Annotated in this window: 22 protein-coding genes and 1 pseudogene; 9 read left to right on the top strand and 14 right to left on the bottom strand. The window is 41.2% G+C overall.

What is annotated here, in order from left to right:
* Positions 1-2 precede the first annotated feature (2 nt).
* The 5 genes from FBQ74_RS18515 to FBQ74_RS18535 are packed head-to-tail and all read left to right on the top strand — an operon-like array spanning position 3 to position 5,902.
* Positions 3-653 carry a hypothetical protein gene (locus tag FBQ74_RS18515; protein WP_139758202.1) on the top strand — a complete coding sequence of 217 codons (651 nt, stop codon included), beginning with the start codon at positions 3-5 and terminating at the stop codon, positions 651-653.
* The gene (locus FBQ74_RS18520; protein WP_139758203.1) at positions 653-1,501 is read left to right on the top strand and encodes a hypothetical protein; all 849 of its coding nucleotides are present in this window, start codon (positions 653-655) and stop codon (positions 1,499-1,501) included. The genes FBQ74_RS18515 and FBQ74_RS18520 overlap by 1 nt, the downstream gene beginning before the upstream one ends.
* On the top strand, positions 1,458-2,135 hold the full coding sequence (locus FBQ74_RS18525) for a hypothetical protein (protein WP_139758204.1): 678 nt from the start codon (positions 1,458-1,460) through the stop codon (positions 2,133-2,135). The genes FBQ74_RS18520 and FBQ74_RS18525 overlap by 44 nt, the downstream gene beginning before the upstream one ends.
* Complete coding sequence (locus FBQ74_RS18530; RefSeq protein WP_139758205.1) at positions 2,128-3,435, top strand: secretion/conjugation apparatus DotM-related subunit; 1,308 nt, start codon at positions 2,128-2,130, stop codon at positions 3,433-3,435. Before FBQ74_RS18525 ends, FBQ74_RS18530 begins: the two co-directional genes overlap by 8 nt.
* Positions 3,428-5,902 carry a TraM recognition domain-containing protein gene (locus FBQ74_RS18535; RefSeq protein WP_139758206.1) on the top strand — a complete coding sequence of 825 codons (2,475 nt, stop codon included), beginning with the start codon at positions 3,428-3,430 and terminating at the stop codon, positions 5,900-5,902. The genes FBQ74_RS18530 and FBQ74_RS18535 overlap by 8 nt, the downstream gene beginning before the upstream one ends.
* 81 nt (positions 5,903-5,983) lie before the next feature.
* Here FBQ74_RS18535 and FBQ74_RS18540 read toward each other — a convergent pair whose 3' ends face one another.
* The 4 genes from FBQ74_RS18540 to FBQ74_RS18555 form a co-directional block, all read right to left on the bottom strand.
* On the bottom strand, positions 5,984-7,222 hold the full coding sequence (locus FBQ74_RS18540; RefSeq protein WP_139758207.1) for a hypothetical protein: 1,239 nt from the start codon (positions 7,220-7,222) through the stop codon (positions 5,984-5,986).
* A gap of 97 nt (positions 7,223-7,319) precedes the next feature.
* The gene (locus tag FBQ74_RS18545) at positions 7,320-8,357 is read right to left on the bottom strand and encodes a hypothetical protein (RefSeq protein ID WP_139758208.1); all 1,038 of its coding nucleotides are present in this window, start codon (positions 8,355-8,357) and stop codon (positions 7,320-7,322) included.
* The gene (locus FBQ74_RS18550; RefSeq protein ID WP_139758209.1) at positions 8,344-9,363 is read right to left on the bottom strand and encodes a hypothetical protein; all 1,020 of its coding nucleotides are present in this window, start codon (positions 9,361-9,363) and stop codon (positions 8,344-8,346) included. The genes FBQ74_RS18545 and FBQ74_RS18550 overlap by 14 nt, the downstream gene beginning before the upstream one ends.
* Positions 9,360-10,178, bottom strand: a complete 819-nt coding sequence (locus tag FBQ74_RS18555; protein WP_139758210.1) for a hypothetical protein — start codon at positions 10,176-10,178, stop codon at positions 9,360-9,362. The genes FBQ74_RS18550 and FBQ74_RS18555 overlap by 4 nt, the downstream gene beginning before the upstream one ends.
* 129 nt (positions 10,179-10,307) lie before the next feature.
* Here FBQ74_RS18555 and FBQ74_RS18560 point away from each other — a divergent pair, with 129 nt between their 5' ends.
* On the top strand, positions 10,308-11,258 hold the full coding sequence (locus FBQ74_RS18560) for an IS30 family transposase (protein WP_139754917.1): 951 nt from the start codon (positions 10,308-10,310) through the stop codon (positions 11,256-11,258).
* Between the two features lie 240 nt (positions 11,259-11,498).
* Here the strand turns inward: FBQ74_RS18560 and FBQ74_RS18565 are convergent, their stop codons facing one another.
* The gene (locus FBQ74_RS18565) at positions 11,499-12,206 is read right to left on the bottom strand and encodes a hypothetical protein (RefSeq protein ID WP_139758211.1); all 708 of its coding nucleotides are present in this window, start codon (positions 12,204-12,206) and stop codon (positions 11,499-11,501) included.
* Positions 12,203-12,682 (bottom strand): type IVB secretion system protein IcmW, encoded by a 480-nt coding sequence (locus tag FBQ74_RS18570; RefSeq protein WP_139758212.1) that lies wholly within the window; start codon positions 12,680-12,682, stop codon positions 12,203-12,205. The genes FBQ74_RS18565 and FBQ74_RS18570 overlap by 4 nt, the downstream gene beginning before the upstream one ends.
* A 142-nt stretch (positions 12,683-12,824) precedes the next feature.
* Here FBQ74_RS18570 and FBQ74_RS18575 point away from each other — a divergent pair, with 142 nt between their 5' ends.
* The gene (locus FBQ74_RS18575) at positions 12,825-15,086 is read left to right on the top strand and encodes a DotA/TraY family protein (RefSeq protein WP_139758213.1); all 2,262 of its coding nucleotides are present in this window, start codon (positions 12,825-12,827) and stop codon (positions 15,084-15,086) included.
* A 46-nt stretch (positions 15,087-15,132) separates the two neighbouring features.
* Here FBQ74_RS18575 and FBQ74_RS18580 read toward each other — a convergent pair whose 3' ends face one another.
* The 6 genes from FBQ74_RS18580 to FBQ74_RS18610 all read right to left on the bottom strand — a co-directional run bounded on the left by FBQ74_RS18580 (position 15,133) and on the right by FBQ74_RS18610 (position 20,147).
* Positions 15,133-15,708: a hypothetical protein gene (locus tag FBQ74_RS18580; protein ID WP_139758214.1), complete on the bottom strand. Its 576-nt coding sequence runs from the start codon at positions 15,706-15,708 to the stop codon at positions 15,133-15,135.
* Entirely contained in the window at positions 15,705-16,241 is a 537-nt protein-coding gene (locus tag FBQ74_RS18585) for a hypothetical protein (protein WP_139758215.1), read from the bottom strand. The genes FBQ74_RS18580 and FBQ74_RS18585 overlap by 4 nt, the downstream gene beginning before the upstream one ends.
* 20 nt (positions 16,242-16,261) lie before the next feature.
* The gene (gene parM, locus FBQ74_RS18590) at positions 16,262-17,311 is read right to left on the bottom strand and encodes a ParM/StbA family protein (RefSeq protein WP_139758216.1); all 1,050 of its coding nucleotides are present in this window, start codon (positions 17,309-17,311) and stop codon (positions 16,262-16,264) included.
* Positions 17,312-17,611: 300 nt separating this feature from the next.
* The gene (locus FBQ74_RS18600; protein ID WP_139758218.1) at positions 17,612-18,820 is read right to left on the bottom strand and encodes a type IV pilus twitching motility protein PilT; all 1,209 of its coding nucleotides are present in this window, start codon (positions 18,818-18,820) and stop codon (positions 17,612-17,614) included.
* A complete protein-coding gene (locus FBQ74_RS18605) occupies positions 18,817-19,659 on the bottom strand; it encodes a type IV secretory system conjugative DNA transfer family protein (RefSeq protein WP_139758219.1) in 843 nt (280 codons plus the stop codon). The genes FBQ74_RS18600 and FBQ74_RS18605 overlap by 4 nt, the downstream gene beginning before the upstream one ends.
* Positions 19,659-20,147, bottom strand: a complete 489-nt coding sequence (locus FBQ74_RS18610) for a hypothetical protein (RefSeq protein ID WP_139758220.1) — start codon at positions 20,145-20,147, stop codon at positions 19,659-19,661. Before FBQ74_RS18610 ends, FBQ74_RS18605 begins: the two co-directional genes overlap by 1 nt.
* Positions 20,148-20,480: 333 nt before the next feature.
* Between FBQ74_RS18610 and FBQ74_RS18615 the strand changes: the two genes are divergently transcribed.
* Positions 20,481-21,473, top strand: coding sequence for a site-specific integrase (locus FBQ74_RS18615; RefSeq protein WP_139758221.1), 993 nt, complete (start codon positions 20,481-20,483; stop codon positions 21,471-21,473).
* A gap of 123 nt (positions 21,474-21,596) precedes the next feature.
* Positions 21,597-22,399 (top strand): annotated as a pseudogene (locus FBQ74_RS18620) (transposase); the annotation flags it as partial.
* Positions 22,400-22,953: 554 nt separating this feature from the next.
* Here FBQ74_RS18620 and FBQ74_RS18625 read toward each other — a convergent pair.
* Positions 22,954-23,559, bottom strand: coding sequence for a hypothetical protein (locus FBQ74_RS18625; RefSeq protein WP_139758222.1), 606 nt, complete (start codon positions 23,557-23,559; stop codon positions 22,954-22,956).
* Positions 23,556-23,765 (bottom strand): hypothetical protein, encoded by a 210-nt coding sequence (locus FBQ74_RS18630; RefSeq protein WP_139758223.1) that lies wholly within the window; start codon positions 23,763-23,765, stop codon positions 23,556-23,558. Before FBQ74_RS18630 ends, FBQ74_RS18625 begins: the two co-directional genes overlap by 4 nt.
* Positions 23,766-24,239: the final 474 nt, after the last annotated feature.

Consider the following 24,239-nt stretch of genomic DNA (forward strand, 5'->3'; position numbering starts at 1 on the left):
TTATGTCTTATTCAAAGAAAATTAATCCAATACTGAAGCTGTGTCCACTTTGTGGCAGGAGACTTACCTACGGGTCGTTAGATGATGGTATCAATACCTCCTGCAAGTGTGGCTTTGAAGAGGCACCCGGCTCTCTTTATATTCTTCAGCACCTATCAGATGTCGTTTCTGAGTACACCCAACTCAAGGGAATAACTACGCTACAAGGTATTGGCCAAGATAAGTACTCTGTTAGTAAAGGGTTTGCTCTTGGCTGCTACGGTTATTTATCAATCATCCAGAAACGCAACGAAGCGATGGTATTTGGTGCCAGCGCACAGTCCGCGCTATTTCAAGGCTCTGAACTATTTAGCATTGTTGAAAGCACCAAAGGTGTGCTTGGTGAACGACTATGCGTGAACATGCATGAATACGAGCCAGATGTTATTAAACATCTATTTATCAATCAGCTTATTAGCTTGACCTATGTGATTGATGAAACAATGAATATTAGTAAGCAATCATCATTGGAGCGGTCATCAGACACCATCTATATCGAAGATGTGAAGAGCCTTGAAATGCACTTACCGGCTAAAGCAACAGTCAAATCTGCACATGAAGAAAGCGTCTCATCCCAGTTGAGTCTGAACAACACTGACATGGGTATGAACTAATGAATTCAGCAGTACAAGATGCGATTGCTTTAGCACTGCGTGAGCAATGTTTGCCTAATGACATACAAAATACAAACGAAGAAGCATCTGCAATTCATCAAAAGGACGACCCTTCTTTAGACGACAATATGTCGCGACCTGCGATTGACATAAGGCGTTCATTTAATGGACTTCGGGTAGGGTTACCACTGATAAGTGCTGCCCTAAGTACCTCTGATGAACCTGATGAAGCTCTTGAACAGATGATGAAGCTAATCAGAAACCTATCAACAGAATTAATTGGGGACTTGAATGGAAACATTAACCCCGATGACGCCGGGCAAAAGTCAGCAATACTAAGAACCGCGATTTTAAAATGCGTTGAGTCTGCGGCCATTAACGATCGGCTTGAAGATATTAACGAAAAAACACTTGTTACTCTTATAAATCAAGCGCTGTGTTTAACAGATGTATCCGAACAAACAGGGCACAGGGTTAGTAATTTTAATGTCCATTTTCTCATTTCAACCGGTTTAACAGCAAAAACCTTCATTGACTCCGAGTCCGAATTCAAAAAGCATACAAAAGCTATGTTAGATATAACTCATCAGGCATTTAGCGAATTGCTTAAGTATGAAATTGATAACAGTCAACTACAATTTATTCAGCAAAGTTTCCTAGTTGATTTATCAGCGCTATATAAACGCATTGCTGAAGACGAAATCAGAAAAAACAAGTCTGAAAGACTAAGTTTAGAAGGTGAGAGTTTGCCATTAGTGAACATTATTGAGAAACGTTACCAAACATACCTTTTCGGTGTAGTCAATGCAGCAATTAAAAATGCAGAGGTTCGAAGTGACGATATTTGATTGGCTTTTCCAATTATACTTAAACAAATTCGATAAAGGTGATTTCTACAATGCTAACTTCGAATTTAAAGATAACTATAGTAATGAAATACATGAGCGTGAACACCTATTTAGAGCATTGAGCTTAGAGCAGGCTCAAAGAATTAAGATGAAGCTGGAGGCTTATTATAGAAGATCTCTATCATCTAATGGAGCCGTTAAGGACTTTGGCCTAAAACATTCTGACAACGGATTTTTTCTAAACAATTTACAAAGAATTTCCGGCACTAGAAATTTAAAGACAAACTTTAGAAAAGGTCTTATGCCTGGCGATGTACCAATGTTTGCGTTTACTCGATACAGCTACAGCATTCTATCTGATGGGATAAAAAAATTCACTCACCCCAAGCATGAAGAAAAGACAAAAAAAAATAGGGTAACTGCTGAAGAAGTTAAGATAATTAAATTTCGGCTACTTTGCACATTTGGATTATGTACAGGTATTTTAGCGTTATGCTTAGGTTTATTTATATTTTCCTTATCAAATGGACATATTTTCTCAATTCAAAGCTATTCCTCAATATCTATTTTAGTAATCAGCTTACTAACGTGTATTGCTTGCACTAAGCAATATAAGGGGTTAGACAATGGCTAAGGGACATGATGCAGACAATGACTACTCACTATTATATGGAGCTGCAGCAATTAGTCTCATGTGCTTTATGGGTTGGTATTTTTCAAAGGATTACATCAACTATAGTATTTTGGCATTCGCAAGATTTAATATTGAAATACTAAGGGTATTGCTTCAAACAGGAGATATAGGCTCGGCTATAGCTGCTCTATTCGCACCGGGACTGGATTCAACAAACGCGCCTAATCTAGCGGCAACTTTGTATAGCTCAAACCCTAACTTCATGGAATGGAATGAGACACTCTTGTATCTCGAATTCTTAGGACAAAACCTAAGGCCTTTTTTGATTATTATTTTGGTTTTTTCTGGTGTCCGGGTTTGGCGAAGCCAACGCCAAAAAGGGCTCACAAAAAAATACGATCTAGACATGCTCTATAAAAAGGCATCTCTCTACTACCCGCATCTCAATCCCGTTATAGCTCAGGATTTGATTGAACAAGACCCCGATGAAGGAAACCTTGCGAGAGAGAAATCCCCAATAATCAATGCAATTGAAAACGGCTTAATCTTAGTACATGACGTTGATCATCTTGATATGCCTACTGACGAAACCATGGTACCTACATTTGATAAGTCACTTAGCAAGAAGAAAGGATATTTTTACATTGAAAAGAATCTCTCAAATACGGATACCGGTATACCGGTAATACATAGGCGGTGCAGCTTTTTAAAGCAAAACGCTCAGCATTTTTTTGTACAACAGCTAGGTGAAAAATATACGAATTGGAGAGACATGCGGTTAGAACGGCGAGCTGTTCTGGCTATTTGCAGTTTGTTTATGAAAGGTGTCGATTCTGGCGGTGTCAAACAAGCTCTTGAGCTTAACAAAAGAATTAATGAGCGGTTTACCCTGAAAGGTACAAAAAAACTCACCTATATTGATGACGCGGAAATTAACAGCATCATCGAAAGCTGTGAAGAACGTCCACAATTCAAACGACTGATAGCTGCACATAGTTACGAGCTCACACTGATTTCCAGCTTCATCGAAGAGGCTAGAACTAAAGGTAAGCTTTATTTCAGCAACATGTATTGGATAAAACATACTGACCGCGCCCTTTGGTTTAATTGCGATCAAGAAGGTGGTCAAAAGGCGTGGAGCGAGTCAGCCGCTGTCAGAGCGCACCTTCTTAGGGAGCGAAGTGTGGGTATGGGTTTAGAAAAACCTCATATCCTTGCAGCGGTGAAAGGCCTGGAAAAGTTTCTCGGAATTACTGAAGGCTGGTTAATTGCCTCAGAGGAGGATATCAAAGATGCTTGAAACAAGAGCGCCTTCAAAAGATAGGGCTATTGATACTAAAAGACGATATGTAGACCACAGACACTGGCTGGTAATCCTGATTCATGAAGTCAGGAACAGAGAATCTCTTTCATTGGCTTATGCTGCAATGATTGTATTATTGCTTATTTTTCCAGTTCTTTGGCCGGCCATAAGTTTGCTTTTAGTATTTCTATTAGTAAACAACAGAATATCTTTTAAAAAGCTGCAAACGTTACCTTTAAAGTTGCCTCGATGGTTGAATAAGACTGACTACCACGAATTAGCGGTAGCAAATCGATATGCCTATCAAAAGGCACAAGGCTCAATCCACATGGGTAACGAATTGGGCACCCAATTAGAACTATGGATTGTCCCAAACGACCAGCTAACACATATGCTATTTATCTCGACTACCGGTGGCGGTAAAACTGAATTTTTATGGTCTTACGCCGCAGCCAGTAGCTTTATGTCCGGTGGCGCCTTGATCTATGTTGATGCAAAAGCAGCTCCTGATGGCCTCGAAAAACTGTTTTATCTTGGTAGAAAAACAGGTAGAGAAGATTCAATTCGAATTATGAATTATCGAACAGGAAACAAAGAGGTTAAACAAGCACACTGGCAACGAGTATCAAACACATGCGGCATGTTCGCGATAGGGACAGCCTCAATTGTTCAACAATTTCTTGAGGATATGATGCCGCCTGGAGAAGGTGAGAATCAAGTATTTAGAGATAAAGCCGTGGCTGGTTTAAAGGCCTTTCTGCCGGCAGTCGTTGAGTTGAGGGATCAAAAGCTTGTTAATATTACTCCCACACTAATTGGTCAATGGTTCTCCATTCCGATGCTTTGTAAGCTAGCATACCCTGAACATTGCGAGCACGTTATTCCACTTTTGAATGAACAAACTGGTGAAATTACTGACATTCCTATAAAAATATCTACTGCTAAAAAGAGGGCGCTGCGACGTTATCTTGAAAGCGGTTTACCAGGTTTCAACAGTGAAAACGTCGACATGCTGAAAAACGGCAACAAACAACCGCAAGAGGTGCATAGGCAATTTGGGTTTGGTCTTGGTTACGTTGCCAAGCCCCTTATTGAATTAGGTAGTTCATATGCTCACATCTTCGAGTGTGAACAGGGCGAAATTGACTTTCGGGACATTATTCTCAACAACCGGGTACTTGGTGTATTTGTACCTGCCTCTGAACAATCTAATGACCAAAAACAAGTACAAGGAAAGATTGCTCTCTCCGGCATTCGCGTGGCTATATCCACGGGACTTGGTGACAAAAGTGAAGGCGACATTGATGATGTAATTAATAACCTGCCAATCGACAAGAAAAACCCAAGCCAGATTATCATAGATGAATATGCCGAGGTGGCGATTGATGGGTTTGCGGTTGCAGCAACTCAGGGTCGAGGACTGGGTATAGGAGTTACATTCAGCGGTCAGGATCTGGCCGGATTTATAAAAGCCTCTAAGGAAGAAGCTACTCAGATTTTCGGGAATACGCGCCTTAAAATACTGGGTCCACAGGAAGACGTTAAAGAGACTTGGGATTGGTTTAAAGATCTTGCTGGAACTATGAGTGTTGCAGAAAGCAGCGGCTGGGAAGAGAGCCATGGAACATCCTTATATCGTCAAAACTTTTCTGCCCAGATTAAAGAGGTGGATCGTCTGAACTGGCTCGATGTGAAAGAGCAAACAACAGGTGAAGGTATAATTTTTCAAAACGCAAACATAGTAAAGGCACAGCTTTTTAACATCAAGATGGACACAAGCAGGCTTCGAAACTTTCGAATAAACAGATTATTAGAAGTTCTTCCTCCATCTCAAAAAGAGATTGAAAGTTTGCTTCAGGAAGTAGAAATAGCTAAATCTTTAAAGTACATGATAGACAGATCCAAATTTCCTAAGTCAACTAACTATGTTGACCTCGGTGACGTCGAGATAGGCAACGGCACTGATTGGATTTATGCACTAATTGGCCATGAGAATAAAAACTCTAAACGAAATTCAGAACTCAATCAGAAGCTTAAGTCGCTTACAAGTCATACCGATATAAAAAGTGAACCTGAAGAACAACCCTTTCAAGAAAAATATTCTGATCACGACGAAGCTCAAGATGAACTTTTCGAAGGTAATTCAGTGGAATCTGTTGCTATAAGGGACCCCAAAGTCGAGACCTCTGATGTATCAACAGAAGCACTCAACAGAGCTGAGAATGAATTTATTTATGAATTTGATACCGACTTAAATATTGACGCTATCGAAGCCCTCAAGCAAAACATGTCGCAAATGACCCAAAAGATGGGTGTTGATAAAAACGTGGCTGAGAAGCTTTCAGAGCTTTCAGCTGAAAAGGTTAAGGAAGAATTACAGTATACCAGTGAGCCTATTGCTACAGACCCTGGAGACGTTGATCTTTTATGGGGAGAGATAGATAAACTGAGTAGAAAAGAGTAGCTTTATAACTAAAGCATTCTCAGTTCGGTATCACTTTTTGTACCGAACTGAGTATAAAAAACTTAGAAGTAAGTAGCCTGATTAATTGGACATTTCTGCGGTATCTGAGGAATTCTTACCAAACATCTTTTTAATTGATTCTAAGACCTTCTCTATGAGTTCCTGAAGTGCTTTAGTCTTATCATCAAGCTCGCTTTGCTCATCAGGATGGGTTACCGGGTCTTCTTTAATACTGTGCAATGCTTCTTCAATTTTACTAACAGTTGCCGCTTGGAAGTTTTCATCTGATTTCTCGAGCTCTGACTGTATATCCCCTATTACATCTTTCATTTCATCTATGTTTCTTTCCGATGGTTGTTGCGCACCAATCGTTTGCAGCGTCTCAGCAAGACTATCTAACTGCTCTTCAAAAACATCATTATCTCCGGAATAATTAGGAACAATGTTTTCAAGAGTGGCAACTGTTTCTTGAGCAGTATCATCATTTTTGGAAGGGGAGCCTGATAATCTTAAAATTCCATTCTTAGCAGCACTTCCAGCACCCTTGATCAATGCTCCGGTTAATCCGAATGCAGCCCCTGCTACCGTAGAACTTATATCAACTAATGCTCCTCCGACATTTTTACCTTGAGTGTAGCCCTGTGACAAGGAAGCACCCGGCGCAGCTTGATGTCGGTTTGTCTGTTGTGACTGACTAGCGTTTAACGAGTTTAAGTATTGAACTAGTTCTTCAGAGTTATTGGGCCCAGATTGCATTTGATATTCATTTTGCCTCTCTACTGCGTCATTAGCACTTTCATTCTCAGTAATAGTCACATCCTCTGAAGTATTAATAAATTCCTTATCCAAGTCATCCTGATCAAAGTCAAGATTCTGTTCGAATGATGATCTAACATTATCTTCTTGATTGAACGAATTGATTTCTGAGACATCAGAACTGTCTGATGACTCATCTTCGTTTTCGTTTTCGTTTTCAGGTATCTGTACGCTATCGTCCTCTGAAATTTGTTGGGTTATACCATCTGTATCGCCAACTTCATTAATGGCATTGTCCTCAGGCAGGGATTCTGCCTTAGAATCATACTCCGCCATTTCTGCCATCAACGATTCAAACTCATTCGAGGAAATTTGACCTTCATCCATGTCTAAAGCCGGCTCATTTATAGATTCACCAGGCGATTGGGTAACTGAAGAATGCTCTTCCTCCGGGTTACTTTTTGAGTTCGCTTCTTTATCAAGCTGCTCAATCAACTCTTCAAAGCTTTCCTCTACACTATCTACATCACCCAGGCTTTCATCATGATTATTAGTATTGGACATCGTTATACTTCCTTAAAAATTGGTTTATCCAAGACTAGCTGGATAACATTTGAGCTGTACAGAGAACACTAAGTCGTTTGCAGCATAGTTGCTGCAATCAGTCATCGCTCTTTGTAATAAGTCTAATTGCTAGCAAGATATTGCGCTGCCTCCCCACCTCATTTAGTTTATTAAGGTTGGTATTAATTGCGTTTTGCGACAAAGCTTGCCTTATTAAAAGAGCATGGTCATTTTGCTTCATAACAGCTGACATATCGTCTGAAATAGAATTTGCTTCATGACCCCTCAATAGTGAGTCAAATGAAGTCCCTTTGAGGTAAGTAGAGAGGTTTAGTTTCGAATAGCCTTCAACATTGCTATTGGACGTTTCAGTAATCCTACTAGCTACCAGAACCGACTTTAACTTTCTTATGGCCTGGTTTCTTGCATTGGAGCCAGACCGCATTTTAATAAAAATACCGTGCATACGGGCAAGTTCATTAGGGCTCAACGATGAATCAAAGTTTGTGGTCAACCAATCATTCTGGAGCCGGTTCTTCAAGACCGAATTATTCGCCTCACCACTGGATTCAAATGTTATTAGAGCTAATTTTGACTTGGTTCTAGTCAACTTACTTTCAAGGTCACTCAGTACCTGTACAGGTTCCACAGAACAATCGGGGCATGACGCTTTAAATAGATAAGGGTGAGAGTACTGCCCCAACTCTCCATACCTTTCATCGGAATGTATGAAAGATTTTACTTTTGAAAGATCCTTTATATTTTTCACAAAAGTATTCGTTATCGTATTAGCATTTGTCTCATGAAACTTAGCTGACTGCGTAGTTGATAATGTTATTTTGCTTACTAAACCATCAAGAGCAGTAATTGCATTTGTGTGATTTGAGAATAAACCTTCCGTCATATCAGCAGTCAGGTCAGCAAACTCAGTGCTGGAAGATGCTAAATTTCTGGTCAATTGAGCACATTCTTTTTTATACTGGTTGATTGACGTGACCGTGTCGCTTGCCATTTCAGTCATTGCAGCACCGCTGCAACCACTATCACAAAATGGCAGGCACGGCTCCCAAGCCAGTGCTTGCTTTGAAAAAATAAAAATGAGGAATGTTGCTACCGCCGAACTAATTTTTGTCATTGACGGTTTCCTCCAATACTGTATTTCGGGACCTTCTAAGCTCGGTCAATTGGAAAAGTAAAGATTCGGACATCTGTCGGTTGATTGAAATTTTTCTTTGAAGACCAACATCATTTAGCGAGTAAGTTTCAGCAACTTCTTGAGTATCAGCTACACCCTTTAGAGCTGCTTCCGATAGTTTAAGGTTGAAAGATGAGCCAGAACTGCCTATTTCCAAATTATCTGACACCAACTGTGCTAAAGCACGAGATAAGGCAGGTTTTCCCATTAGAACAGCAAAGGGAAAAGACTCTTTGATAACATCAATTGGAGATAGAGGGTAAGTTCCATCAATAAGAAGAAGTTTGGCTAAAGAAAAGTCAAAATTGATTCGTGGTTTATTAGCTGAGGCCTTGAGGTTGTTTTTTTCGATTTTCCTTCTTATTTTATTTGAGCCACTCATCAACAATTGGAGATCTATTTTCATCCCTACTTTGCTTTTTAGAATGTTTAAATTCTTATCAGAATCTTCACTGAGCCGGTTCAAATGATCAGGCATGGCCTGTTCACCTAAAATTCTATCGTGATTTGCATACCGGCCAATATTTGAAAGGCCCTTTATTGCCTCTATCACCAAATTTGTAACTTGCTCATACTGAGATTTCAAGATTTCTAATGTTTGTCGTTTGCTCAAAACTACTTTGCCAGTCAATCCACCTAATGATGTCATTGTATTTCTATTATTTTTTGACTTCTGCTCTGCTAAATCAGAGTAAAAATCTATCGCAGCAGTGCTAACACTTTCAGTCTCTTGTGTTAATGATCTGTGCTCTTCACTTACGTCATCTAACAAGGAGGAAAATGAATTCCCGAATCTAATTAAAGCCGGCCCAGCGCAAGTAGAGTCGCAAGGAACAATTCCACATGTAGCTCCGGCGCAGCATGACCCAAATCCAACCTCAGCCTTAGCATTAATTGACATCAAAATTAGGCACACAATAAAAGTTTTATTGAATGTTTTCTTCATTGGAAACTCAACAGGCCAAGAGTTTGACGCTCTTCTTCAATCAACTCATTAAGCAGATAATTTGTCATATTAGTTTGATATACCTGTTCCCTTAGAAGGCCGGTGTTTGTTTTTGTTTTGATATCCAGATGCCATTCCGGTGAAAAGTATTTTCTTTGTGTTTCTGACAACATAAATTCTGTTAAAGAAGTCTTCCCACCAACATCATTTACTTTCGTATAGCCTATCTTCCAATCTTTAGTCTCTATCAAAGGAGCTCTTAGTAATACATCTCGGGCCAATACTGAAAAGGCTAAAGTTTTCTTCTGAATTTGGCGGTAGTATTCAGCTGCATCTTCGCCTTCGAGTGTATCGGTCGGTTTGGGTGAAGGAAGTATCATGAGCTTAATCAGGGTTAGTAAGTCTTCTACTTCCTGTTCTGTCAGTAAATTCTGTGTCAATTTGTCAAGTTGCGGAGTTAATTCTTCTATTTTTTTATCTACTTCTTGGCGTCTGAGTTTTCGACCATTATCCTTTTGACCTTTTAGCAAAGCCCATTGTTTAAATCGCACCACGTGATCAGCAAGCCTGGTTTCAAAATCCACTATTGCTTGTTGTAATAAAGGAGCTCTATTTACTGCAATATCACCTGATATTGGTTGTGACTGAGGCCCCAGGGTTTCTTTTGACCTCAAATAAGCATCGACCTTGAATTCAGACTTCATAGCCTGCGATATCTCATTTGTCATGAAATCAGTAAGATTAATTATTGTTTTGTTTAGCTTGTCGTTAGATAAGATAATTTTATTTGTAGCGGCATCAATTGCTGTCACCATTTGTGTGTTTTGCGACTCCAGCAAACCCCGAATTCAGATAATAAGTGCACCACTCATGGTTAACGGGTGATAGATGATCAACTGCCTGTTGGTGGTATTCTAAAGTCGCCAAACAATTAGAGTATTACCATGAGTTACAAGCAGTTGATCGAGGGACAACGATACCAGATTGAGGCCTACTTACGCGAGGGTTTCAGTTATCGGGAGATCGGAAAACGTCTGAGCGTGAGTCACAGCACAATCAGCCGGGAAGTAAATCGCAATAGAATTCGGGATAACCACTATTTGCCGGAAGTCGCTCAGGCAAAAGCACTGAAGCGCCGCAGCCAGGCCGCAAAGTTCAGGATATCTGAACTGACGATTACCTTTGTTGAGTTCGGGCTGAACCAGAAATGGAGCCCTGAGCAGATTGCTGGTGTAGGTAAAATCATCGGTCATCACGTCAGTCACGAATGGATTTATCGCTACGTCCAGCGTGATAAATTACGTGGCGGTAGGTTGTACAAACAGCTGCGCCAGAGTCACAGAAGGTATCGTAAAGGTGACCGTGCGAAGCGGATAATTATCCCGAATCGCGTTGGCATTGAGCATCGTCCCGCTATCGTGAACAAGAAAAAGCGGTTCGGTGACTGGGAAGCTGACACGGTTCTGGGCAAGCAAGGAACGGGCGCGATTGTTAGTTTAGTCGAGCGCAAAAGTAAGCTTTACCTGATACGCAAAGTGCCAGCGAAAAGCGCAGCAGACGTGGCCCGAGCCATGGTTGGGATGCTCTGGAAATATCGAGGTCATGTCCGAACAATCACAGCGGACAACGGCAGCGAATTCTGTGACCACGCGCTGGTCGCTGAGAAGCTCAAAACCAATATCTACTTCGCGAATCCGTACTCATCATGGGAACGCGGACTGAATGAGAACTTCAACGGTTTACTGCGCCAGTACATCCGGAAAGGCACCGATTTACGGACGGTATCGGATAGGCAAATTAGTGAAATAGAGCGGGCATTAAATGCCAGACCGAGAAAGTGCCTCGGCTTCAGGCAACCTGTTGCGGTATTCAATGAATTACGCAAGGCTGCCTAATTTAGCGAGTGGTGCACTTCGGAGTTGAATTCGCGACCCACTAACGATGAAGATGATGCAGAGATCGTATTGTTGAGAGTTTCAGTAGCAGAAACATTTGTGTTGACGGTAGTTTTTAGTGAGCTCAATGAACTATTTATTGATGCAGAGGCAGCTTTTATATCTTTCTGCAAGCACGAGTCACAGCCTGCAAATGCATTACTACTAACCATAGTGCCTAATAAGAATGCTAGCCTGAATCTACTCATCTTTATTTCCTTTGTCACTCTCACCAAATATCCGATTTACATTTAAAACAGATCTTACCTTTTCTTCTTGCGCAGAACGTCTTGAACGAGTGCTCGGCCCGCCATTTTCAATCCGTCTTTGCTCAATTTCTTGCTCTGTCCATCGTCGCTGATTTACCCGGGGATATTCACCGAATACCTCTTCAACTACCGCTTCCTGAGCTTCCCTGTCATTCATATAGACACGAGAATCCTGTATATCTGAAAAGCTATTTACTCTGCCGCTCTGACCAAGTGAAACACTACCTAATCCCATTGGCGCTTCTAGCTTTGCATCCAAATATGCCGAAGCCTCATTTAGCTTATCTTCAACAGCACTGCAGGCCATATTCATTAATTGGTCTTTCAGACCGGCGTAGACACTGTTCCAGATACCGTATGGGTCAACCGTGATAACGGACAGGTCAAGCTGCATGATGTCATTCAGGCAGCCGGCCTCAGTGGCGGAATCCGGATTTTGAATTAGCTCATCGGTGAGATAGGTTGCTGATTTATTCATATCTACCCAAATAGCTTCTACCTGCTCTTTTTGTTTACAAGCGATAGAATCATCACCTGAAGGGCACGAAAAAGCGTTGGTTGCTACACCGCCTGCCTGTTGAGCAAAAATTGGGGCTGGTATTAATGCCATAGAGAACAAAATCACTTTGAGACGATTCATAACATTTTCCCTTTTCTGTCATTAACATTATTAAGTGCCGCATAAACCAACGCTAATCGCTCATTGTTCAAAAGCTCCTGCAAAGAGACCTGAGTATGAGCTGCAGCAAGCCTCTCAAGTAGAATTTTTGCTGGCCGGTTATATTGCTCATTTGTAAGTAAGTTATTTGCAGAAAATGTGAGTGAATTAGTTATACCTGGTAAGCGTTGTTCAAGTCGCTGAAGGAGGTACATAGATGACTGAACTCTTTGAAAAGCGAGTACAGTTAACAGCGAAGGCAGGTCATCATTAAGAGCTTTCAGCTTTCTCTCATTTAGTGACTCGACCCAATTTGCGACACGAGCTTTTACATTAATCTCGTCATCAAGAACCCAGACTTCAGCCAATGACATTCTGTCAAAAAAAGACTTTAGTTGTGGGTACCTGCTCCAATGTTTTTTAATAGCATTGTCATCAAACTCTATGTTTACAGACATGACCTACCTAATAATCTCAATAAATCCGGTTTCAAATTGCAAAGAAACCTCTCTGCACGACAATAGGATTATCAAGCCGCGGGTTGTGTGTCACAACGTAATAAGCGCGATAAATCAGGAAATTCACTATTAGGCATTTGGAATGAAAAACTGGTTAAAGATTACTGTTGCTGCTTTGCTCTTCTTCGTAAGCGGAGCTGCATTATCTCAACAGGATGACGGTAATGAAGGATATGAAAGTGAGCCTATTATTGAAAATACAAACGACCTTGGAGTCCAGATTCTTAGAGGGGTTTTGGGTGACGTCGTCAACATAATATCTGGTGGTGAGCTTCCAAGAAAACCCGATACCACTCTTGGTGCGGTAATGAAAATCTGGTGCGGTGCTCTTGCGGCAGTAGCTACACTATTGGTGGCGTTTGGAGGATTCAAGTGGTTTTTTGGTTCAATTCATTCAGGGAAGCTAAATGAGCAAAAAATGGATACGACGGGTGTCCCCGTTAGAATGGTGATCGCTCTTGTATCTGTAATGCCTTTGGCGGCAGGTTACTGCGCATATCAACTTGCACATATATATCTGACAGGTCATAGCTTGAAAGTAGCCAACCGCCTAACAGATACTGCGATTGAATTTATGTCAATAGATTCCTTTAACAGAAAAACCATGCCCGTCGACTCAGACAAAATCGCCGCCCAGGCTTTTGAAACTTTGGTATGCGCCCATGCAGTAAATGCTGCCGAAGGGGTTGATTCAGGTGAAGCCATTATTAAACCAAGTCATGTTTTGGACTTATCAGGATCAGGGGATGGGGAAACAGACGCTTATGGAATAAAATATGGTGAAAACTCTAACAGCTGGTTTGAATCCAATAGCTATTCAGCAAATGCTTGTGGGGAATACAGCATTAAGTTCAGTGAACCTGATTTCCGAATGACGACAGATGGCAAAGCTGAGAACGATTTGCTTAATGCTAATTACTTAGCTTTACAAACATTGTTCAGCGATATGAGCAAACCAGCAAGCACCTTTGTGAATAAAATTTATATTGAGCAAATAGAAAGTGCTGAATTAAGAGATCTTCATGCTGAAACAAGACTGAGAATCAAATCGCTTTCAGAGCAGTATAAGATGGCCATTGTTTTAGCCAGAGAACAATACGCCCAAGCTAAAACCGATGAGTTAAAAAAACCTGATTCAGAGTTACCAAACTATCTCAGCTCAACTCCCTCTTTTTTGGACAATTATAGTATTTCTGATGTTGGCTTTATAGGTTTAGGTGCCACATGGTGGATTGATTCAATCCGTACACAATCTTTTACCAACATGCTTTCTTCAATGAATGTCCAAGCGACTCCCATCGACGATAAGGCACTCTTGCATGAAGATTTAACTGATATATGGGCCGAAACTTACAGGGTTACAAACGGTCAGAGTGGGCGGATCACTATTAGTAGTGCTGGTAATGTACAAAACTTATCAAAGCAGAAAGATGAGAACTTTTCATGGTTGATTAGTGCATCTTTAGCGCTCGTTAAAGAAACTAACGATCCGCTGTTTGCATTGATGGAATTAGGTCATGAAATGATAGTAACGGCAGAGTCTTTGATTGCAGTTCTTCTTCTTGCCGATATTACTATTGAAGTCAGTGATAACCTTGCTAACGTTGATGCTACAAGTATTCCTTTTATTGGAACTATGCTAAATGCAGCTAAAGCAGTTGTTACTGGCACTGCAGAAGGCTCAGCTAAGCATATTGCTACCGGCCTTATGTTGCTTATTGGGCTCCTTTTAACGATGGGTGTTTACCTTGCCTTTTACTTGCCGACCATTCCTCTAATGCATTGGTTAGGAGGGGTTATAGGAGCTTTCAGTGCAGCGTTGGAACAAATAATATTAGCACCAATACACGGCATTTCCCATGCATTTACAGATGGTCATGGATTCGTCGGAGAGCGAGCTAAACAGGGATATATATTAGCCTTTGGCTCATTCTTACGGTTCCCAATGTTGGTTATCAGCTTCATTGTTGTTTATCCACTTTTACTTATGATGGGCTTCGTAACATTTTTATTGTGGACCCCGTTTGCCGAATCAATGAGCAGCACCACTACAACTGGAATAATTAGTTTTTTTGGACTCTCTGCAGCCCTAATAGCAGTTTGTGTCTCAGTTATTGAGCGAGTGTTCTCTATCATGCATGAAATCAATGATAAGGCACTTAGGGCACTGGGCCACGGCGCCGACTCAATGGGTGCACAAGGTTATGTCCATAGCGGAAATCAGCAATTTAGCACTGTGCAATCAACTATCTCCAAGGCCCCGGAGGGATTAGGAGGAGCAACCCCCCAAGGCGGAAACGTTCCTGGACCTCTTGAGGGAACTCAAAACAGAGATTTGAAATAGTTTAAAAAAAACCTGTTCGCACAGGTTTTTTTTTGGATGGAAGTATTCAATTTGAAACTTTGACAGGAATGTATTCACCATCCCTCAGGAGGTAGCCAGACAAGTTCGGTTTTTTCTTGTAGATAAACATTTGCCGCTCATCATTTGAATCTGCTACAACAATTGGGTCATCATAGTCTGGCTTAGTGAAGTCAGGCTCTAGGTCTATTTGTACTAATTTTTGGTCCCAATCAATCACATACCTTAATCCGTAGTCCTTGCCAATATCAGCTAGTACGTCTGTCCAGTACTGACCTTTGTCATGACTGGCATCCCAAGAAACTAAAGGAATTTCTTCGACCGTTTCATCAACAAACGCATACCAACCGTCAGGCATAATCATAAACATAGCATCAGCAATGGTTGAGCTATCTCCAAAACTATGAGTTTTGCTAGGGTTACCCTTACCTACTTCGTGTATGATTCCATAATATTTTCCTGTAAGCATTTTATAACCATCTGCAACACCGGGTATCGTTTTCTGGGCCTTATTCAGTCCTTGCATATCAATGTAGAAACCTGCTGTGGCTGTATTGCTTGCAAGCATCACAGTCAAAGCTAAAGAGCTTATTGTTTTTTTCACATTAACCCCGTTAATTTTGCTTTTGCGCTTTCTCTTTTCATGGTTATATCATCCGGATTAGAAACTGCAGGAAACTCTTTTTGTGGTGCTTTTAAATTCACAGATTGCTTGACGACCACTGATTGAGTCATGAGTGCCGAAAAAAGATCGCTGTATTTGTCTTCAAACGCATGTTCGGCAAGATACCCTCTAAATATAAGCTTTCTAAGGTATGCCAGACGTCCGGGGAAGGTATTAAACATTTGAACCCGCTCCCAGGCTTGCTGTATTCTTGATATCGAGAGTCTTGAGTCTGAGCCAGGAAAGCGAAGGAAGAAAGAGTGTTCGTTATCACTTTCTTCTTTGAGTGAACCGCTAAATCTTCTATCACTGAGGTCTCCGCCGTTAAACTCAATGAAATCTTCAAGCCAAAGCCCCTGAGACAGAAGGTGACGAATATCCTCTTGGCTACACTTTTCAATATAGCTCGCAACCTCATCTTCAAAAGGGCAACTGCGATATAAATGGACGATAAATCGCCCTTTTTTAGCCATAATACTCATGTTTTCTTTGTTCAAGCAGCTTGATTAGTCAATATCATGTAGTCCAGCATTCCATTAGCATTCTCAAATTCGGCCTCAGCCGGAACATGTGCTTGCTGGTAACGGTCTTTGAAGGCCTCTGAAAGAATCTGTGCTCCTCCGCCAACAAATAAAATATCATCTAGAAAAGCGCCTTCTCCAATCGTTTCAGAAAGTAGCGTAGAGAGCTTCTTAACTGTTAGTTGTGTAGAAGAGTCGATCAAAGAGGTAATGTCTTTTGGTTCCCCGTATAATTTGAATTCTCCAGATCTCAGAGCAAGGTCTAACTGTTTATCTGTCATACCTGAAACATCGAATGCAGCTTCAATAGCAGTTCTTAAGCTTTCACGAATATCAATAACGCCAAGCTGCCGGGAACCACTAAGATCCATATCAAGAGTAAAATCACCATTCACAATGGTAATATCAGTAGTACCGCCACCCATATCAATAACTACTAAGCCGTTCTCAAAGCTTTTAAGATCACCGGTTTCCTCATTATATGCATATGATACTGCTGCGGCAGTGGACTCTGGATATATCGTATGGCTGATTATTTCGGGCATCGCTTTTCCGACAGCTGACTCACAAGGTTGGAGCAGGCTGCTTTTTACTTTCTGCACAAACGTTTCATCAACACTTCGGTTACGAAAGTAATGAGAAAAGGGCAGACCTGTAGCCAGCCTTACTTTTTTTCCTCCAAAACCAGCTAATACCAATGTATGGTGAACTAAAGCACAGTTGATTTCAGAGAAAGCATAATTTTTGGAACGCATTACCTCTGGCTCACGAATATCTGCTGCAACCGTGTAATCTGAACCTGAAACGGTATACACACCAGATGCTTCACCATGAACATCAACATTGATCCGGCCCATTTGTGCCCGGCTGGGAACAATAAAATTCACTCGTGTTTTTTTACCTTCAACGTTTGCCCAATAAGCACATTTTTGTTGAGCGTAGCCATTGTCAACTACCACTGGGTATATACCATCCTCAAATTCATAGGGTGGAGGAAGCTGCGACAAATCTTTAATTACCACTGGAGAATCTCCTTTGACGTTTGGAATAACGGGAAACAAAGCGTGTATTCCCCGCAATAATTGAGCGAACGCGTTTTGAACCCTGGACAGGTGTCATGCGATATAACTCTAAAAAATAAAACATGGTCGCCCAGGACAAACAGAATCCTAAGTACCAGTAATTCGAAAAAAAATAGAGAAAGGGAAATGGAACAACTGATAGCCAATCTAAACCTGTAATCATAAGATTCATTTTTGCTCTCTTTCCAGCTTTCCACAGCTGATATGTAGCAGCATGATTGGGTCGAGCATTAGGTCTAATCACAAAATTCTCTTCCAGTATTTATAGTCATTTTCATCAATGAAACCTCTGTCCATAAACTCATCAAGCTTGGACCCAATGATCCGTAAGTCTTTTGGCTCACCTACACTCTGTATTGCACGTGCGAAATCTGAGATAGCAATTTGGCCGTCATTAAATTTAGCCCGCAAATCATCAATAAAACTTAGCCCATGGTCTTTTACGGCTTTCGCTACTTGCTGTTTTAAACGAAAAGATGAACCTTCAGCGTATTTGTCATACATCTCATCACGAATAGATTGAGAAAAAACCACCCATGAACGCACTGCTGTTCGAGATGTTAAGTCAGGGGCTCTGAATAAGCGTTGGTTGAGAATCCCTCTAATAGACTCAATTAAATCACCTGTAATAACTGGCCGTTGACCAAATTCAAACATGTCAACAAACCTTGGAAGCGTCATTTCAGCAGTGTTCGCGTGCAACGTAGTAGCAACTAAGTGTCCAGTATTAGCGACCCTAAGTAGTTCCTGCCCAACAGATGCCTCTCTTACCTCAGAATAAAAAATAATGTCAGGCGAGCGACGCAGGCTATTTGCTGTCGAGGTCTCGTAGTCAATGAGATGCATTGGAACTTCAGACTGGACTACATTGGCAATTCGGTTGGGGATGTTTTTAAAATCAAATTCGATAGGATCTTCTATTGTCAGAATTCGTTCTCTTTTACTTAGTATTCGTTCAGTTAAAGTTGAAGCGATAGTTGTTGATTTGCCAGAACCTGTAGGGCCAGAAACAAACACAACACCAAAGTCTGAGTCAAAAGAATCTACAAATTCCCTAGGTAGACCTATTTCATCAGGTTGGGGGGCCATCTTAGGAAAAGGTCTAAAGATAAGCTCAATACCATTGTCATTAAACTCTGATTTGACACCTGTTGCAGTCACCCTGAAGCGATGTTTCTCATCGATATTTATCAATATTTCGTAAGCGAACCTCAGGTATTTTCCTTTAGTGAGATGATCTGGGCCACTGGCAAGGTACAAATCTTGAAGCAGCTGGGAAATCTCTTCTTGACTAACTGGTCGGTTTGAAACAGGCGAAGTGACACCATTTTTTTTTGCCCACAATGGAGATCCACTTTCAATTATTAAATCGTTTACTGCATGTTTCACTGCCCACCTAAGCGATGTGTCCAGTTGATCACGAGTAAAGCGATTATGAATCTCAATCATCTGCCCCCCTCGATAAACACTGGCTTCCACTTATCAAGTTTTTCAAAAGTACTTTGCTGGTCGATACTATAAAACACATCATTTCCGTATAATGTTTTCCCGTCAGAAGAGACCACGACTGTAGGATCTGTAGAGCGAAGCGAGGGCATTCTTAAAACGTTCGTCATTGCCAGGTCTAGGAAATTGAAATGAAGCTTTAAATCGCGTTCCAAACGTTTGTAATTTTCCTCAAAGATAATAGATGCCTGTTCTCGACCGTATTCCCAGCCTCGCTCAAATTCGTATCTAAATACGGACTCTTCTTGCTTCGAACGAGGCAGAAATAAAGCTGAAGGCTTGCTTGGCTTTTGCAAAGCAATTGATAGGTAATCTCTCCATGTGGGCGGCTGTGTAATAATTTTAGCGGGCTCAAAAAGTGAGTAGGAAAATCCAGTTGTTCTTACTTTGCTGTCATTTATCCGTTGAAAAAGGCGCTCGCTGATGACAACCTTCGGTAACAGCAATTTTCCATCTACTATGAATTGAGCGAAATTTGCTAACACTTGAAGTTTGGAATCGTAATTATTCAGCTGATTTTGGTTAATCTTGTTGAAATAGTACTGTCCCTCTTTGACACCCCAGTCGAACGCAGCCTGAGTCACCTTCTTTAAGCGCTCGCCCACATCTTTTTCATGCTTCAGGTTCGTTTCACTATCTATTGATGCATCTAAAATAGACTTCATTACAAGCCGCGACTCATCGCTCCCTTTTTCCTTCAGTGTCAGAGGAAAATTTACCGTTTCAGCCCCAAACGCAATTGAAGAAAAACATATTAATAACGGTATGAATCGTTTCATCATTAATAGTCTGCGTACTTAACTTCAATAAGGTTCTCAGCTGCTTTGTAGTAAACATCAGCTCTGGAGCCAGTCACAGCACCAACTTGCTCTAACATCGAGAAAACTGACTTATAATCAGTATCAACTGTCACGATTATGTCGAACGTTGGCTTAACGTTTAGAAACCGGGGGGGATTCATGCTTGATACAACAGACAGTCTTTTGATAAAGGTATCCAACGGGCCAGTATATTGTTTACCCAGTGACTTGACCTGTTTTAAAACAGGCAGTAAGTCCAAGTCAGGTCTTTTGGGAGCCTGGCCGTTAATAGCAATATAATTAGCTTCCTGGAGTTGTTGAATTCGCGTCGTTCGCTTTACAACAATCTCAGCTAAACTATTTATTTTCGCTTCAACTGGGCTCACTCTTTCAGGCACGACTTCCTGTGGTGTATTTGTACACCCCTGAAAAAAAACACCTACCACAACTAAAATCGCAAAATTTCTCATTCACCCACCAAATGATGTTTAGGGCCTCGCCAAGTACAAATGGCGTCTTGCACATGTGTTTTAAGTTCTGAAATAGCCGATTTCAAAACGCCATAGATACATCAAAAGTACGAATGGCGTCTTTCGATGCTAAATTAAGCGTCCCTTCCTTTCCTTAAAGACGCCAAACAGCATTTAAAAGTACGAATGGCGTCTCTCAACTAAGTCTTGAGGCCAACAATACAAAGCTAATCTTCTGAGCAAAACCGGAAACCCGATTTATTAGCATTATTAGGTGGTGAACATTGCTTTCGAAGCGTACCTTCCATCATTCAATTAAAGTGAGCGAGAGAAATGAAGGAAAGAACTAAAACAGAGGGTACGATTACTGAGTACACATCTCGCATTGTCACGATGGCCAGAAGAGTGGACTGTCCTCACAATTCACCTCACTTTCCTGATGCTCTGCTTAAACAGCTCTTAATCGAGAAAACCTCAATCAGCAAGGCCACTTGGTTCAAAAAAAAGGCCTCTTTAATTTACTATTTCGAGCAAGTGAATCGAGACGACCTGATAGAAAAACTGCAAGTCATGAAGCCCGAAGGAGCTCTTTCAAAGTCTTCTAATACAAGTGGCCGGAAAAAGAAAAGCCTGACTAAAAATGAGGAAGACAAGGTAAGATTTGAGCTAGAAAAAATGGCTAAATCTTCGAATACATGGGGAAGGCAACTGCTCTCTTATACGGAGTGCATTCTACTTACTGGGATGCGTCCAATCGAGTTACATGGCGCAAAACTTTATTCTTCGTCAACAGAGTTTATTAGTGAAGGTAATATATTAGGTGATTACTCTGGTAATTGGCCAATGCTTCACATACATAATGGAAAACAGACTAACGGACGTTCTTTTGGTATTAAAAGGCACGTCGACCTATCACAGCTGAACAAGAAACAGTTGCTTTATATTAAAATTTCTCTGGCATATGCTAATTCTTTGGAAACCCCTACAGGCCAGTCTACTGATTACAAACAGTACTACGATGCTTTGAGGCACGCTTTCTCCAGAGTTATTAAAAAGCTTTTCTCCGGTCGGTCGAGCTTTATCAGCCTTTATACTTACCGCCACCAGTGCATCGCAGACTTGAAAGCAGATGACAATTATTCCTTATTACAAATCGCAGCTATTGTAGGTCATGGGAACGACCTTACAGCTACAGAGCATTACGGACGCAAAAAGAGTGGTAGATCTCGTGAAGCAAAAGTTCAAGCTAACGATGTTGATGTAGCCAAGGTAAGGCCGTTGTTGAATGAAAAAATGAATAACATTACTTCACACAAACCCCACTAAAAAAGTTCACCTCAACTAATATGCATCATTTGCCCTGATTTTTCTCAGCAGGTATGAAATTTCTCTTATTAGTTACCCTCAAATTAAAAGTTGCAGCCCTTTCATACTTACATAAATATCCCCATGGTGTCTGACCATCTGGCTGATCGTAAGGGTGTTTTTTATGTTCAGCTAGGAGGTCACATAACTCAAGGTTTAAAGCACACATTGATTATTTCAGACGCCACCTACTACAACTGGAAAGTCAAATATGGTGGCTAGGAGGCCTCGGACATCAAGCGTCTGAAAGAGCTTGTCGCGAGAACAGGCGGCTGAAATCGATGTTTGCTGATCTCAGCCTGGAACACCGGGTATTGAAAGATATCTTTGAAAAAAGCTGTAAAGCCAGCGATCAGACATGAACTAGTGAATTATGCGCGAGAGCAGCATGGCGCTAGTTTGCGGATGGCGTGTCGCGTAGTTGACATTAGTGACTCGGTCTATCGTAATCAGCCGGATAAAGCGCGCGATGACAAGGTCATCGCAAAGCTACAGGAAGCCGTTGAACGCTATCCCGCTTACGGGTTCAGCTAGTTATTTAAAATCCTAAAACGCTGGGGTCACGGCCGGAACCATAAGCGTGTGTATCGCATTTACTGCGAGCTAAAGCAGAATAAACGCCGACGTGGAAACGACGCCTACCAGCAAGAAACCCAGAGCCTCTAGCGGTTCCAGCTCAGGCCAACCATTGCTGGTCGATGGACTTTATGTGTGACAGCCTGAAATGCGGCAGGCGCTTCAGAACGTTTAACCTAGTGGATAACTTCAACCGTGAAGCGTTGGCCATTGTGATTGATTTAAACCTGCCGTCGCAGCGGGTTGTACGCGTACTGGAACGCGTAGTTTGGCGAGGGTACCCAGCCAAACTACGAATGAATAATGGGCCAGTGAAATAGATTTTTACCTAGATGTCTAATTTTGCGTTTCAGCTTAGAGTGAATCGGGTAGACTCATTTAAAGTTCTACCCACGCGCCAGCGTTGCACTATCTTTAACAATATGCGGAACCTTTAAGCGGGATAGCATTAGATGGCCTACGAAAACTTCGCAATAAATTTATCATTCCAAGTGCTGTCCATCTAATCCGGAGAGCCTTAATCACTGATGCCATACGCGAACTTGCTCCATACTGCCCTCACACTATACTTACTAGCTCACGCCAAATTGCCGCTTGTTTGACAATGCGCTCGCGTATTTGATACTCCAGCCCTAAATCAGAATCATTAACCTTAGCCATCAATCTACGTCCTCAAGCTACCTAAATTGCTTGAAACCCAAGGCTTTCAAATCACCAGACCTCGCTTTTGACCCGCTCCCCTCTTAAATTCTCTAAAGGGTTTGCCGCCTTTTTGGAAAGGAAACATCACGAATAAGCATAGGTGAAGCCTTTTTGGCTGGACGACTTGAAGAAAATACTTCAATCGCCGGTAACAAAAGGTTCACTATTCAGTCACTTTCATATCTGCTCTACTTTGTATAGATTCGTGAAATTTTCTTTCCCAACCTTTAGACAATATAATCATGTGAGCAAGTTGCTGATTAGATATTCCGTAAGCAGCCCCTATATTTTTCCCTAAATGTTTGTTGTCTAAGTAATCTTTAACGATTGCTACCGAAATGTTTCCGTTACCATCGACGCTATATTGATCACTATGTTTCCACCCTTTGTTTTTCCATTCTTCAAATACATTTTCAGTCGACTGGTATAACTCAGGAAAGTCCTTCATATTTGACTCAATATTTTGCATTCCTAGCTCTCGGGACATAGAGCTTGACCACGACCACGTATAATTTTCGAAATAACCACTAAGCGTAAGGGGCATCTCATTAGAAAATTTTAATAGCTTTGCTAATTCATCTTCGGATAAAAAATCATCGGCTATACTGGTATCTGAAGACATGCTTTCGTTGGAATCCTGCTCATCGCCTGAGCAACCTTGTATTAAACTCAGAAAAATCAAAACCTGGACGAGCAAAGTTGAAAGATTTTTAAAGGTAGATACATTTTCCCCCTTTATAAATGCCATTTTACGTTTTCCTCTTTTCATACTTCTACACCTATTTTAGTCATTGCATCCTTATAAACGCGTTTGCCACAAGCTTCCATTTTATAAAATTGATTGCGTACCCTAATATCAATTGGGTCGTCCAAGCCAGCGCCATTTTGTTTGTTAAACATCTTCATCATGGCGTCCAACTCTCTATCCGGGATTAGCCAGCTGTTAGGTGAATGTGGCTTATGTAAGATACTCATTTGAAAAAAACCTTTTTCAGGAAAAATTTACTGTCATTCAACTGTATACCAGACAGAAAACGCTGCAAAAACAACGGAACCCCACAAAAGCACTTTTAAAACATGCACTTACAGAGCTGCGTCGCCCAAACGTACTTTAAAAGTACAAATGGGACACCTTAAAAATACATGCGGACGCCAAACGTACTTAAAAAATACATTTGGCGCAATGACGCATTGTCGCTTTTCAAACGCCTCCCGCTTGGGTTGTTTTGCCCGTCATACAGCAATTATGACTTTTCCCTCTCAATGCTTAATTAACGCACCTTGCCCCTCTCTTTTAGCTAACTGGAGCAAGCCTAAGATAAAGAAAAGCACGTTTCGTCACTTTAGTGAATTATCCCTAAATAGTGAAAATATATGGCATATAAAACCCGTTACTGGACGTCCAGTAACGGGGGGAGTAGAAAAACTAGCTTACACCGACTGTTTAGT

The sequence above is a fragment of the Salinimonas iocasae genome, from assembly GCF_006228385.1.
In the GTDB taxonomy this organism is placed as follows: Bacteria; Pseudomonadota; Gammaproteobacteria; order Enterobacterales; family Alteromonadaceae; genus Alteromonas; species Alteromonas iocasae.